Source organism: Crassaminicella profunda, assembly GCF_019884785.1.
GTDB classification, from domain to species: domain Bacteria; phylum Bacillota; class Clostridia; order Peptostreptococcales; family Thermotaleaceae; genus Crassaminicella; species Crassaminicella profunda.
Genome location: NZ_CP082326.1, coordinates 2,646,382 through 2,660,689, shown reverse-complemented (window position 1 = coordinate 2,660,689; position 14,308 = coordinate 2,646,382). Strand labels below are relative to the sequence as shown.

Here is a 14,308-nt window from a genome sequence, read left to right as displayed (position 1 = left end):
ATTCTAAGCTCATCGATTTCATGAAAAAGATGACTAAGTCCTAAAAAGTAGCATAGAAAAAATGTCGATGAGCAAAAAAGCAGTGAATTTGATTGATAAAGGGATATTTTTTCATTTTAGTTTTTAAGTTTAGTATTTATATTGAAAGAATGATTACATTTAAAATTTAAAATGCTACACAGCTGATAGTACTGGCAGTTGGATTTGCAATAGGGGGTACTATTGTGATGAAAATCTTCTGTTTCAATAATGGATGTGCATAGATTGTGTATATCCATGCTTAAGTCATCTATTAATTCCTTTGTAACCTCCCTAGTATATTTTTTATTGTGGGATAAAAAATAGTAGCTTACCAAATTGGGATAAACCCCTAGCTTTTCTTTGGCTAAAAATAAGTAGATGGGAAGCTGGAGGTTGTCCAATGGATACATGTTATTTCCTGTCTTATAGTCAATGATTTCAAGATTGTTGTCATGAGTGACATAGACTTTATCCAGGACACCATCAAGAATGTATTCGTTTAAATCTATAGAAAGCATCTCCTCAATAAGAATGGTTTCTTTTCCTTGGTCTTTTGGGTCTTTATAATATCTAGTGAGCATATTCAAACCCCTTAGCCCAAAGGTTCTTTCCTCTTCAATAGAGCTGTAACCTTCTCGAACCCAATTCTTTCTCAGTAGGTCATGAAGGGTATTTATGTTTCTTTGAGATTGATCTTTTATTTTATTGAATTTGCCTAATGTTTTGTGAATGCTTTTGCCAAAAGATAAATGCTTTACGGATTGTTTTTGGGGAACGTTGATCTTATCTAAGTATTGATACTGATATTTCTTGTTGCAATCTAGAAAAGCTCTAATGCTTGAACAACTAAGGTGTGGCTTCCGCTTTTTCATCTATTTCCCTCCTTGGGATTAGAATGTGCAGAAGTGAAGAAAATATTCAAATATAAAAATATTTTTTATATATTTGAATAACACGATAAAAAAAGATCTCCCAAATAAATGAGAGAAGCCTTTGTAGCTTTAGCCTATTTTCTTGATTAAATGCAATTCATCGATTAGATGATTAGTGATGGATTCAATAGCATCTTTGTTGGTTTTAAAATTATCGATGGTAGATAAGTAGGTAATGGCTAGAGCATTTAGCCATTTGTTTATGTATGCTAGATCAGAAGGAGATGGATTAGTAGAAATGCTTTTTATATCACTGTTTAATAGTATATTCTTTACATCAATACATTCAAACTGAAGAAGCTCTTCTAGACTTATGTTAAGTTCATTTGCAATTTTGAAGAGTAGTTCTAAGCGAAATATGTCATATGTACCGTTTTCGATATTGCTTAAATGTCCAGCTGAAATATTTAATAGGGTTGCAAATTCAGCTGTTGTGAGGTTTTTGCTTTTTCGATATTTTTTTATTTTTTGACCAAGTTCTTTATATATTTCAGGCATAGTGGATACCCCCTTAGGTGGAGTATTGACAATATAGACACGGGGGTATACTTAGATTTTAGGAAGGGTTATTAACATAGGAGAGAATTTTAAATATTTATTCAAGCATTCCTAAAAATGATTTTTATTATAAAACAAGGAACGAATAGCAATGTTTTTAAATAAATTTAAAAGGCGTTTAGGCTAACAACTCAAACATAAAATTTATTTTTTTCTTCTAGTATAAGAATTTCATTTTTTAGCTTTCATAAATCAGACTAGGGAATGACTTTGGCATCAACTTCTCTAACAGGAGCATAGAGTTTAATTTATTTGTAGATGGTCACTTGAGAAATGCTTATCTTTTATCTAGATATTTAGAGGGATATAAAGCTATAATTGAATGATGATATAACAGAAATAGAATTTGTATAGCATAAATTCTATGACTCCTCAGCAATTTGAAGATTAGCTAAAATATGCTGGTCAAATTGTTAAACTTTTTGTGTCCAGCATATTGACCTAAATCTAAAAGGTAGAAAGTTTGAAAAATATGTAAAACAAATGATATAATTGTCATGTGTTAATATTAGGAAATAATATGTTTTCTATTGATATTGTATAGTCAATTATATAAAAAAATTAAACTAAACTATTTTAAAATAAAGGATGAGTTATAAAATGACAGAAAAAAAAGAAATAAACAATTGTTGGTATTTAGAAGAAATGTTTTATGAAAAAAGTGATGATCCTGAGAAACTATTGAATAATAATATCATAGCTTTAGGATTTGATAAAAATGTAGATCTAAGAGAAGCAATAGATGACGATGTAGATATAGAAGAATATATTCAGGAAAACTGTAAAGTTGAAAATTCTATAAATGATTTTACGAAAATAAAAAAAGGAGATTATATTTTATATAGAGCATATAAAAAAGATAAAGATAGCATAGATAGGATAACTTATATAGGTGAAGTAAAAAAAGGTTTTAGGGATGGATATAAACTGAATTCAAATTTAGGACATACTCTACCTATAAAATGGATAGATAGTAAGTGCATAGAATTAAAACAATCAATATATACAGGTTCATTAAAAAAAATAGAGAAAGAAGAAGTTAAAGATTATTTAGGGGATATAGGACTAGAAAAAGATGAAGGATTAAGTAATGAACTAGAAAGTAGTATAAATAATAAATGGAGGTTGAAAAATTATTACTGTAGTGATGTACAAGAATGTATAGATAATAATGAAATAATAATTTCACCAAGAACAATAGAGCAAATAAATAATTTAAACAGTATGAAGAAAGACGATTATATATTTGTCTATAATGCACAAAAGGTACTAAATAAGAAAAATACTACAAAGAGAACTTTAAAAGGTGTATGTAAAATTAAGGCAGATTTAAATAAAGAGTACACAGAACAAGATTATAAGTTAAATGTTGAATGGATAGAAGAAGCAGAGGTAATAGATGAAAATTTTTCTGCAATAATTGAATTTAGGAAGGATAGGAGGAGTTTTAGAAGGATTATAAGTAATACTATATTTAATAAATCCTTAAACACAATTCTTTACGGACCACCTGGAACTGGTAAGACTTATAATGTTACAGATAAATCGCTACAAATAATTAATTACTTAGGGTATAGTAGAGCAATAAGTACTACTCATAATATTAGAAAATTTATAATGAGAGGAGTAAACAATCTTACAAAGGCAGGTAGAATGCAATTTTGTACATTTCATCAAGCTTATGGATATGAAGAATTTATAGAAGGGCTAAAATCTGATGGAGATGGAAATTTTAAACCTGAAGATGGAGTTCTTAAAGGGATAGCTTTAGAAGCTTGTTATGAAGGACTTAAAATTGAAAAAAAAATAGAACTTGAAATAGATAAAGATAACTTAAAGCCATCAGATATAAAAGAACGTAAAAAGAAATTAGTATTAGAAAATATTCATAACAATGACAGTTTTGATTTCAGTGAAGCTAAGACATATATACTGATAATAGATGAAATCAATAGGGGGAATATAGCGAAAATATTTGGAGAATTAATCACATTGCTTGAAGAGGATAAAAGATTAACTAAAGAGAATCAAGTAACTGCAAAATTACCATATTCAAAAGAAGAATTTTGTTTGCCACCAAACTTATACATAATAGGAACAATGAACACAGCAGATAAATCTATAGCTCTTATGGATGTTGCACTTAGAAGAAGGTTTCGCTTTGAAGAAATGATGCCCAATCCTAGTTTGCTGCAAACAGTAGATAATATAGATTTAAAGATAATGCTTGAAAAGATAAATGATAGAATAGAATTTTTATATGATAGAGATTATATGATAGGACATGCTTATTTAATAAATGTAAAAAATATAGATGATATATCAGATGTATTTAAAAATAAGATAATTCCTTTACTACAAGAGTATTTCTATGATGATTGGGAAAAGATAGGACTAATTTTAGGTGGTATTGGTAAGAATGAAAGTGACAAATGCATAGTTTATAAAAAAGACATTAGAGCTTTTGATTTATTTAAAGATAATAGTATCGCTAATAAGTATGGAAGTAAAACTAAGTATTACATAAAATCTAGCATAGGTTTTGAGGAGCTGAAAAATATATATGAGTAAGCATATATGTATAAGAGAAGCTTATGACTGGATACATTTAGGAAATGAAGAGAATCAATTAAAAGAAGCTGAATATAATGAATTACTGAAATACTTGGATGATAAAAAAGAGAATTTTAAGACAGGTATTATAGACATTAAATATAAAAAAATAAGGTTTATAAATTATGTAGGTATAATATCCTTTGGAAATGTTGTTATAGAGATATTACCGAAGATATCTTTAAGTAAGGATAAACAAAAAGATAAAGAAGTGTTATTACAAATGCTATCCGAATGTAATAAATTGACATTTGATATAGATGAAAGTATGAGCCTGAATTTAAAAGATTATGACTTAATAGAATTGATAGCTAAGTTCTTCGTAAAGAGCCTTCAAGAACAGTTACATAGAGGACCTTACTTTGAATACATAAATAAGGAAGAAAATCTCAATGTCATAAGAGGTAAATTATTATTAACTAATCATATTAAGGTGAATTACGCAAATAAGGTTAAGGCATATTGCAGGTATGATGAATATAGTGAAAATAACTTTTTAAATACAGTATTTAAAACTGTTTGCTTAGTTATTTTGCGTAAAGTAAGTAATGATGATATTAATAATGATATAAAGAGAATAGTATCACTTTTAGATAATGTTTATTTAGGTTATATAGATAAAAATAAGTTAATTAAGTATAAGTTTAATAGGCAAAATGATAGGTTCAAAGAAGCGTATGAATTTGCAAAATTGATATTATTGAATTTATCAATGGAAAATAGCATTGGAGATGATAGCGCATTTTCTATGTTATTTGAAATCAATACTTTGTATGAAGAATATATAGGCAACATGATAAGCAAGCTATGGAATAGTGAGTATAGAGAGTGTTTGTTGCAAAATAATAGTAAATATCTTTTAAAAAATACACAAAGTGGTAGAGGAAACTTTAATTTAAAGCCAGATATTGTTCTTAATGATAATAAAACGGATTATGACATACTAATAGATACTAAATGGAAGTCTGTTGATTCTAAGATAGAACCAAGTGATATGTATCAGATGTATGCGTATATAAGTAGATATATAAAAGCTAAGAAATGTATACTTCTATATCCTTGTGCTATAGAAGATAAGGAATATAGTAAGTGGAATTTATTTGAACCATTTGAAGATAAAAGTATAGAGGTTAAGACTGTTAGATTGGATAGCGTAGATAACACTATAGAAGATTTGAATGAAATATTAGAATTATAAAGTAATATTTAGGAGTTAATGTATAAATTAATGTGGTTAAACAACAAAAAGAGAGTACAAATGTACTCTCTTTAATGAAACAAATCCAAGGATAACTTATTATATGTCCTTGGATTATTTTTATGCCTAAAATTTGTCTGTCTTTTAGGAGACATAGCTTCTGCTATGTCATGGGTCACCATAATAGCTGTTTTTTCTTCTTTTTTCAATATATTTCCTATGTCATCAGCCACGGCAAGTCGAGTTTGGTAGTCTAGTGCCGAAAAAGGTTCATCAAGTAATAATAATTCAGGCTGGATTGCCAAGGTTCTGATAAGTGCTACCCTTTGACGCATGCCACCAGATAATTGTCTTGGGTAATGATCTTTAAATTCACCTAAGCCATACATTTCTAGTAGTTTTTCTGTTTGAGATTTTGTATTTTTATTTAATTTGTCTTGGATTTCTAGTCCAATGAGAACATTATTTAAAATATTCCTCCATTCGAATAGATGGTCTTTTTGAAACATATAGCCTATGGTTTTATTTGTACCATTAACAGGCTCACCATTTACAGTTACTTCTCCAGAGGAAGGTTTAAGTAGTCCTGATATGATAGACAAAATAGTTGACTTTCCACATCCGCTAGGGCCTACAATTACAACAATTTCTCCTTTGTAGACTTCAAAAGATAAATCTTTTATAGCGATTGTTTCACGTTCTAAAGTATGATAATTCATTGATATATTTTTAATCTCCACAATCTTTTCCACAGGTCTATTCCCCCTAAGCCGAAAATTTCAGTATATTTTTATAGTATTCAATGGAAAAAACATTTGTTACTTTATGAATGGTGACGTTTCAAATGGATTAAATAGTTAATAATAAAAACAGCAGATGATTATATGTATTACAATTTAAGGGGTTGAATTCATAGGGCTTTAATAAGATTTTGTTTTGAAGTAATTTATTACAAATCAAATAAATATTTAATAGGGACTTCAACGGTATGATATAATAAAAAGAAAAAGATGGTGTAAAAATGAAGGATAAAATCAAGCACGAACATGATTTAGGATATAAGGAAATTCTTTCGCATAAGAAAACTTTTCTTGAATTTTTAAGAAGTTTTGTAAAGAAAGATTGGGTAAAATTAATAGATGAAGAGAATTTGATTTTAATAGATAAAGAATTTATATTGAAAGATTTCAAACAGGAAGAAGCAGATATCGTTTATAAAGTGAATATAGATGGAAAAGATATCATATTTTATGTGTTATTAGAATTGCAATCCAAAGTAGATTATAGAATGCCTATACGACTACTCATGTATATGACTGAAATATGGAGAGAAGAACTTACGAATACAGAAGATAAAGTTAAAAAAAGAAAAGACTATAGACTGCCAGTGATTGTGCCGATTGTTTTATATAATGGTAAAAATAAATGGACAGCAGCAAGAAATTTCAAAGAAATTTTGAACGGCTATGAGTTATTTGAAGAAAATATTATAGATTTTCGATATATGCTCTTTGATGTAAATAGAATGAAAGAAGAGGAACTATTAGAGATTGCCAATTTAGTAAGTTCAATATTTTTACTAGATCAGGATGTAGCCATAGAAGAAATTTTAAAGAGGCTAAAGTTAATAGGTAGAATCCTTGGGAAAAAAGGATCGAAAGAGCAAATACAAATATTCAATAGATGGATGATGAATGTATTTAAAAAAAGGTTTGACGAAAGAATAGGGGAACATGTGTATCAGGCATTAGAAAAAACTAATCATATGGAGGTGGAGGAAATGATTAGCAATTTAGGTAGGAAGATTGAAGAAGAGTTTAAACATAGGGAAGAAAAAGGAATACAAAAAGGGAAAATGGAAACAGCAAAAAATTTATTATTAATGGGAATAGATATACCTACTATTATAAAAGCAACAGGTTTAAGTAATGATGATATTGAAAAAATCAAATCAGAGATGAATTAAAATTGATGATAAAAAATTATTGTTTAGAGTAGATGAGATAAAGCGCAGAGATGCAGTATAACTAAATAGTATAACAGAAATTAATAAAAATCCAAGGATAACCTACCATTATATGTCCTTGGATTATTTTTATGCCACAAATTTGTCTGTCTTTTAGAAGATATAGCTTCTGCTATGTCATGTGTTACCATAAGAGCTGTATTTTTCTCCTTTTTTAATATACGACCTATGTCGTCTGCCACAGCAAGTCGAGTTTGGTAGTCTAATGCCGAAAAAGGTTCATCAAGAAGTAGTAGTTCAGGCTGGATTGCTAAGGTTCTAATAAGTGCTACTCTTTGGCGCATACCACCAGATAGTTGTCTTGGGTAGTGATTTTTAAACTCACCTAACCCATACATTTCTAGTAGCTTTTCTGTTTTAGCTTTTGTATCTTCATTTAATTTGTTTTGTATCTCTAGTCCAATGAGAACATTATTTAATATATTCCTCCATTCAAATAAATGATCCTTTTGGAACATGTAGCCTATTGTTTTGTTTGTACCGTTTACTGGTTCACCATTTACAATAATTTTTCCAGAAGAAGGTTTCAGAAGTCCAGATATAATGGACAAAATAGTTGATTTTCCACATCCACTAGGACCTACGATTACAACGATTTCTCCCTTGTACACTTCAAAAGATAGATTCTTTAGTGCGAGTGTTTCACGTTCTAAAGTATGATAGTTCATGGATATATTTTTAATGTCTACAATCTTTTCCATGGGCAAACTCCTTTCGAAGCCGAAAGCTTTAATATATTTTATAGTATTCAATGGGAAAAATATTTGTTACTTTATGAACAGTGAGGCTTCAAATGAAATAAACAGTTAATAATAAAAACATCAGATATTTTTATGTACTACAATTTAAGGGGTTGAATTCATAGGGCTTTAACAAGATTTCATTTTGAAGTAATTTATTACAAATTCAATAAATATCTAATAGCGACTATAACCATATGATATAATAAGAAGAAAAAGATGGTGTAAAAATGAAGGATAAAATCAAGCATGAACATGATCTAGGATATAAGGAAATTCTTTCTCATAAGAAAACTTTTCTTGAATTTTTAAAAAGTTTTGTGAAGAAGGATTGGGTAAATTTAATAGATGAAGAAAAATTGATTTTAATAGATAAAGAATTTATATTGAAAGATTTTAAACAAGAAGAAGCAGATATTGTTTATAAAGTGAATATAGATGGAAAAGATATCATATTTTATGTTTTATTAGAATTGCAATCCAAAGTAGATTATAGAATGCCTATAAGACTTCTTATGTATATGACTGAAATATGGAGAGAAGAATTAAATAATGCAGAAGATAAAATCAAAAAAAGAAAAGATTACAGATTACCATCTATTGTGCCGATTGTTTTATACAATGGAAAAAATAAATGGACAGCAGCAAGAAATTTCAAAGAAATTTTGAATGGATATGAGTTATTTGAAGAAAATATTATAGATTTTAAATATATGCTCTTTGATGTAAATAGGATGAAGGAAGAGGAACTATTAGAGATTGCGAATTTAGTAAGTTCAATATTTTTATTAGATCAAGACGTAGCTATAGAAGAAATTTTAAAGAGATTAAAATTAATAGGTAGAATTCTTGGGAAAAAAGGATCAAAAGAGCAAATACAAGTGTTTAATAGATGGATGATTAATGTATTCAAAAATAGATTTGATGAAAGAATAGGTGAACACATCTATAAGGCATTAGAGGAAACTAATCATATGGAGGTGGAGGAAATGATTAGCAATTTAGGAAGAAAGATTGAAGAGGAATTCAAGCATAGGGAAGAAAAAGGTATACAAAAAGGACAAATACAAGAACGTAGAGGAATTGCAAAAAAATTATTATTAATGGGAATGGACATAACTACTATTATCAAAGCAACAGGTTTAAGTAACGATGATATTGAAAAAATCAAATCAGAGATGAATTAAAGTTGATGATAAAAAATGCTTCTTTAGAATAGATAAGATAAGGGTAAAGATGTAGTATAAATGAATAGTATAACAAAAAACAATAAAAATCCGAGGATAACCTACTATGAATATGTCCTTGGATTTTTTTCTATTCCACAAATTTGTCTGTCTTTTAGGAGACATAGCTTCTACTATGTTATGGGTCACCATAATAGCTGTTTTTTCTTCTTTTTTCAATATACTTCCTATGTCGTCAGCAACGGCAGATCTTATGATGTGGGTAAAAATTATGAAATTGAAGCTTTAAATAAGTTAATGAATATGAATTATGATATTACTAAATTGAGATAAAGATGATAGTATTTAAGAAGGAGTTAATTCTTCTGTTTTTTCTATTATGAAGGGCGATTACGAAAATCGAATAATTTAGTAGTGTTTGGAATTATGGTAGTATAATTATGAAAGATATAGAGGGGAATTATGAATAAAAAAAGAAAGATTATAAAGTTAATGTTAATTTTAATGTTAAGCATAAGCATATACTGTTTTATACAAAATACATGGATACAAGTGGAAAATGTTAAGATTAGAGTAAGGAATCTACCAAAAGAATTAGTAGGATTTAAAATTGCTCATATTTCTGATGTACATTTAAGAAAGAATGAAAAAAATATTGATACTATAATAAAAAAGATTAAACAAGAAAATGTAGATATCATTTTAATTACAGGAGATATCATCGATAAAAGAGCAGTTATAGAAAATTCAGGATTAAATAAGTTAAGCAAAGAATTATCACAAATTGCACCTACTTTTGCAGTAACAGGAAATCATGAGTTTTGGAGTGGAAGTGTAGAGAAATGGAAAAAGATATTAGAGGAAAACAATGTTAAGGTTATGGATGATAAAGTAGTAGTACATGAAGGAATCGCTATTGCAGGATTAAGTGATAATTCACATTATAAGTCTGATGAATTAGAGGATATTGAGGATATAGAAGATATGCCTATGATATTATTAGCTCATAGACCAGAGCTAATAGAAGATTATATTTCAACTTCAAACAAGATAATTCCTCACATAATATTTTGTGGACATGCGCATGGAGGGCAGTTTAGGATTCCTATTCTTAATAAAGGAATTGTATCTCCTGGACAAGGGATATTTCCTAAATACACTTCTGGATTGTATAAATTTGGTAAGAGTGTTATGGTTGTTAGTAGAGGTATTGGAAATAGCATTATTCCTGTGAGGATTCATAACAGACCACATCTACCTATTGTGGAGCTTTTAAATGAATAAAAAGAAGGGAGGATTTAGTGAGGGGTTAATAAGCATATATTTTTTCTTTTCCGCAAGTAAAATCAAGCAATGCAATTTCCATTACTATATAATGATTATAGAGTGGTTGAAACGAGGTGAACAGACGAATGTACGAGTGGCACAAGCAAATCCAAATAATCGTTGATGAAATAGACGAATGTATTAAAAATCGTAAAGGTGAAGCAATAACGCTACGATTTCTTTCTCGCAAGTTAGGTTATTCCAAATTTCATACTACGAGAAAATTTAAAGAAATATCGGGTATGAAATTTAGGGATTATCTGCGGCGTAGAAAATTAGCCTTTGCACTAAAAGAGGTTCGGGATAGTGAAAAAAGCATTTTGGATATGGCTTTTGATTATGGTTTTTCATCACATGAAGCTTTTACCAGAGCTTTCAAGGCAACATATGGTGTAACTCCAAGTGAATACCGAAAAAAGCCTAAGCCTGTTATTCTTCGTACAAAAATAAACCCTTTCGACCGCTACTTTTTAGGATTTGGAGAGATTGGTATGATGAAATCTGCAGATGATGTTAAAATTTATTTTGTAACCATTCCCGCACACAAATTTTTGCACATTAAAAACTATGAGAGTAATGGGTATTGGGATTTTTGGCAAAAGCAAAGTCTTATTCCGGGACAGGACTGCGAAACAATTTGCGGCTTACTCGATAGTATCAAGGGCAAATTGGATGACGATGGTGGGAGCGAATCTAACAGCGGTAGCGGTCAGATTATGGCGTACATTAATGATCCAGACGGCAGACTTTGCGATTGGGGTATTCCACGTACAGAGTGTTATGGTGCACGTCTTCCTTTTGATTATAAAGGCGAAGTACCACCACAAATGCTTATGATTGATGTTCCCGAAGCCGAGTATATTGTTTTTGAACATGGGCCATTCGATTATGAGCAGGAAAATCGTAGTGTGGAGGAAAAGATGGAAAAGGCAATGGCAACTTTTGATTTTGCAGGCACCGGTTACTGCTTTGATACTTCCCCCGGTAGAATCATTTACTTTTCATTTAATCCGGAGCGGTTTTGGAAGTATATCAGGCCAGTGCGGAAGTCATAATCAATAAAAAGCACCTGTCCAATGGGGTAGGTGCTTTACTACATCCTTCTACCTTGGTTGTATCGCAATAAAAAAGATTGGAAATATTTGTGTAGTTCATGGGCGTTTTCACTTTCACCAACTAGTTTTAAAAGCTCAATAGCCACTTCTACTGTACAAATATGTCCTAAATCCTTGTTTCTTCTCAAATAATATTCCGTCTTAAAATCAATATCCAAATCGAGCATTTGAATATCTTCTAGGTAAGAACTCTTCTTCAGGATTTTTCTAGCTTCTTTCCAAGTGCCGTCCAAAATAATAAACATAATATTTTTGTCTTTACTGATCTCTTTAACCATATTTCTTGAAACGGCTCTGGGGTCATATTCTTTCCTATCTGGCGGGAATATTAAAATTTTATGATAATCATTGTCTTTTAATGTTTTTTTCAATTTATGGTTAACGGTTGTCCTATGCCAATAAAAAACTTCTGTATTATTAGGAAAAGCATTCTTGATTAACCTTCCTGTGTTAGTTGTTCTCCCCACCTCTTCTGGATGCATGATGATGACAAACTTGTTGGGACTAGCTAGCTTAGGCTGAATTTTGCAGATACATATTTTCTCAGGAAAACCGCATTGGCGACAGCAGGCAACTCTTTCATTTAAACCTCTATAAGGCGGGATTTCAGGTAGTTTCTTTTTAGCAAAACATATGGATTTCTCAGTGGTTTTATATTTTTTTGTTTTTTCGATTTCATATCCTAAGCTTAAATACCAGCTTTTCAATGATTCATTGGGCACGAGGAAACCAAGACTCATTTTATTTCCACCATTTAATATGGCTATAGTTTCTGCATGTGCTATTAACTTTTCTCCATAGCCTTTATGGCGGTAGTTAGGATGAACTGCCAATCTCACTATTTTGTAGGATTCTTCTGATTTTTGTAATAATCCCACACACCCAATTAGTTCACTTTTTTCAAAGGCTCCATATAAAAGGGTATTTTTCAAAATTTCTTTTTCTAATTGTTTCAAGTTAATATATTTTTCGGCAAAAGATTGATTAAGCAAGTGAACACAATCCGTGTAATCTTCTTTTCTTAAAGGTCTTATTTTCATATATTTCCTCAACTCTTTTATAGATTATTTCTTTTAATTATATGTATTCTCTGGTTATCGGTCAAGTTATGAAAAAATAGCTGTTAAAAGAAAGTGTTATGGTACATAAGACTTTCTTTCTATGAAAGATGTCGAACCATGTTATATAATATTGACAAAGAATTAACAAATAAAGCTGCGCAGCTTTAGGACAAATCGATAGGAGGAAAAAAATGAAAAGATCTGAACAAATCATTGGATTTATAGGAATTTTATTAGTATTTATTTTAGGTAAGTCACTGTTAGAAACAGATATGCTGTTTTTTAGACTTTTAGTGGGTGTAGGGCTTGGATACACTTTATCAAGAGCCTATACAGGATTTGCTGGTAGTGTAAATCGTGCTTTTAATACGGGATCAACGAAATTAATGAGAACTCTTATGTTTCTTTTCTTTATCACAAGCTTATTGACTACTGCCTTTTTGTTTAAGGCAGACCCAGCTAGCTATGACCTTTGGGTAAATCCTATTAACTTTGGACTTATTTTAGGGGGAGTGCTATTTGGATTTGGTATGTCATTTTCATCTTGTTGTGCATCAGGAGTACTTACAGATATTGTAACAGGTTTGCCTAGAGCCCTTATTACATTAATATTCTTTGCAATAGGTATATTTTTAGGATTCCCTATACAAAAGACGGCAGGGTGGGTTAAAAACTCTTGGTTTACAACTCCAGTAGGTGAAAAATTATATGGTGGAGTATTCCTTCCAGATTTATTTAAATGGGATGGCGTAGAAGGTTATCTAGGTGCATTGATATTAACAGCTATATTCTGTGGAATTGTTGTATGGATGGCATATGTTTATGAAAGAAGTCGTAAAGAAAATAACACTTATACAGCTCATCCAATGGAAAAAATACAAGATGAAAAAGAAACCTTTGATAGTAAACACTACAAAGCCTTTAGCGAAATAAACTATAATAGAATATTTGTAAAACCTTGGACTTTAGCACAAGGAGCTGTGGTTATTGCTATACTATTTACTTTGTTAATGGGTATTACTAAAGCAGGATGGGGAGCATCTACACCTTATGGACTTTGGTTTGGTAAATTCCTTATGATATTTGGCTTTACACCAGAAGCATTAGCTGATTTTACAAAGATGCCAGCCAAGGCTTATGCTATACCATTCTTTTCACATGGTGTTTCAGTACAGAACTTTGGAATATTAGTTGGAACAGCTATCTACTTGTTAACAGCTGGTATATTCAAGAAGACATTTATGTCAGAGATGCATATTACAGGAAAAGAAGCATTGCTATATTCACTAGGTGGAATCACTATGGGATTAGGTACTAGATTTGCAAATGGATGTAACGTAGGGTCATTATATACACCTATTGCAAACTTTTCCCTTTCAGGTTGGATTTTCTTAATATTCATGGTCGTAGGCGGTATTGTAGGAAATAGATGCGCTAAAAAGTGGTCTTAATAACAGGAGATTAACTTAAAGGAATGATAAAACTACAGAGTTTAGCAGTTTAATAAATATGAGGTTTTATTAAAGGGAGG

The 14,308-nt window shown here is 30.1% G+C and carries 12 protein-coding genes and 1 pseudogene; 7 read left to right on the top strand and 6 right to left on the bottom strand.

Annotated elements, in window-relative coordinates; all coding sequences use genetic code 11:
• Positions 1 to 116: 116 nt before the first annotated feature.
• Positions 117 to 893: a RecB family exonuclease gene (locus K7H06_RS12605; protein ID WP_223036399.1), complete on the bottom strand. Its 777-nt coding sequence runs from the start codon at positions 891 to 893 to the stop codon at positions 117 to 119.
• A 129-nt stretch (positions 894 to 1,022) separates the two neighbouring features.
• On the bottom strand, positions 1,023 to 1,451 hold the full coding sequence (locus tag K7H06_RS12600; RefSeq protein WP_223036398.1) for a helix-turn-helix domain-containing protein: 429 nt from the start codon (positions 1,449 to 1,451) through the stop codon (positions 1,023 to 1,025).
• A 660-nt stretch (positions 1,452 to 2,111) separates the two neighbouring features.
• On the opposite strand from K7H06_RS12600, the gene K7H06_RS12595 reads away from it, so the two are divergent.
• Complete coding sequence (locus tag K7H06_RS12595) at positions 2,112 to 4,082, top strand: McrB family protein (protein ID WP_223036397.1); 1,971 nt, start codon at positions 2,112 to 2,114, stop codon at positions 4,080 to 4,082.
• A complete protein-coding gene (locus K7H06_RS12590) occupies positions 4,075 to 5,322 on the top strand; it encodes an McrC family protein (RefSeq protein WP_223036396.1) in 1,248 nt (415 codons plus the stop codon). The genes K7H06_RS12595 and K7H06_RS12590 overlap by 8 nt, the downstream gene beginning before the upstream one ends.
• A gap of 71 nt (positions 5,323 to 5,393) precedes the next feature.
• Here the strand turns inward: K7H06_RS12590 and K7H06_RS12585 are convergent, their stop codons facing one another.
• A complete protein-coding gene (locus tag K7H06_RS12585) occupies positions 5,394 to 6,074 on the bottom strand; it encodes an ABC transporter ATP-binding protein (RefSeq protein WP_246637526.1) in 681 nt (226 codons plus the stop codon).
• A 269-nt stretch (positions 6,075 to 6,343) separates the two neighbouring features.
• Between K7H06_RS12585 and K7H06_RS12580 the strand changes: the two genes are divergently transcribed.
• Entirely contained in the window at positions 6,344 to 7,288 is a 945-nt protein-coding gene (locus K7H06_RS12580) for an Rpn family recombination-promoting nuclease/putative transposase (RefSeq protein WP_223036395.1), read from the top strand.
• Between the two features lie 80 nt (positions 7,289 to 7,368).
• Here K7H06_RS12580 and K7H06_RS12575 read toward each other — a convergent pair whose 3' ends face one another.
• Positions 7,369 to 8,049, bottom strand: coding sequence for an ABC transporter ATP-binding protein (locus K7H06_RS12575; RefSeq protein WP_223036394.1), 681 nt, complete (start codon positions 8,047 to 8,049; stop codon positions 7,369 to 7,371).
• A 269-nt stretch (positions 8,050 to 8,318) separates the two neighbouring features.
• On the opposite strand from K7H06_RS12575, the gene K7H06_RS12570 reads away from it, so the two are divergent.
• Positions 8,319 to 9,275 (top strand): Rpn family recombination-promoting nuclease/putative transposase, encoded by a 957-nt coding sequence (locus tag K7H06_RS12570; protein ID WP_223036393.1) that lies wholly within the window; start codon positions 8,319 to 8,321, stop codon positions 9,273 to 9,275.
• Positions 9,276 to 9,434: 159 nt separating this feature from the next.
• Here the strand turns inward: K7H06_RS12570 and K7H06_RS21585 are convergent.
• Positions 9,435 to 9,527 (bottom strand): annotated as a pseudogene (locus tag K7H06_RS21585) (spermidine/putrescine ABC transporter ATP-binding protein); the annotation flags it as partial.
• Between the two features lie 210 nt (positions 9,528 to 9,737).
• Here K7H06_RS21585 and K7H06_RS12565 point away from each other — a divergent pair.
• The gene (locus K7H06_RS12565) at positions 9,738 to 10,559 is read left to right on the top strand and encodes a metallophosphoesterase (RefSeq protein WP_223036392.1); all 822 of its coding nucleotides are present in this window, start codon (positions 9,738 to 9,740) and stop codon (positions 10,557 to 10,559) included.
• Between the two features lie 128 nt (positions 10,560 to 10,687).
• Complete coding sequence (locus K7H06_RS12560; protein WP_223036391.1) at positions 10,688 to 11,656, top strand: helix-turn-helix transcriptional regulator; 969 nt, start codon at positions 10,688 to 10,690, stop codon at positions 11,654 to 11,656.
• A gap of 38 nt (positions 11,657 to 11,694) precedes the next feature.
• On the opposite strand, the gene K7H06_RS12555 is transcribed toward K7H06_RS12560, so the two are convergent.
• Positions 11,695 to 12,756 (bottom strand): GNAT family N-acetyltransferase, encoded by a 1,062-nt coding sequence (locus tag K7H06_RS12555; RefSeq protein ID WP_223036390.1) that lies wholly within the window; start codon positions 12,754 to 12,756, stop codon positions 11,695 to 11,697.
• 212 nt (positions 12,757 to 12,968) lie between these two features.
• Here K7H06_RS12555 and K7H06_RS12550 point away from each other — a divergent pair, with 212 nt between their 5' ends.
• Entirely contained in the window at positions 12,969 to 14,228 is a 1,260-nt protein-coding gene (locus K7H06_RS12550) for a YeeE/YedE family protein (protein WP_223036389.1), read from the top strand.
• The last annotated feature ends 80 nt before the right edge of the window (positions 14,229 to 14,308 follow it).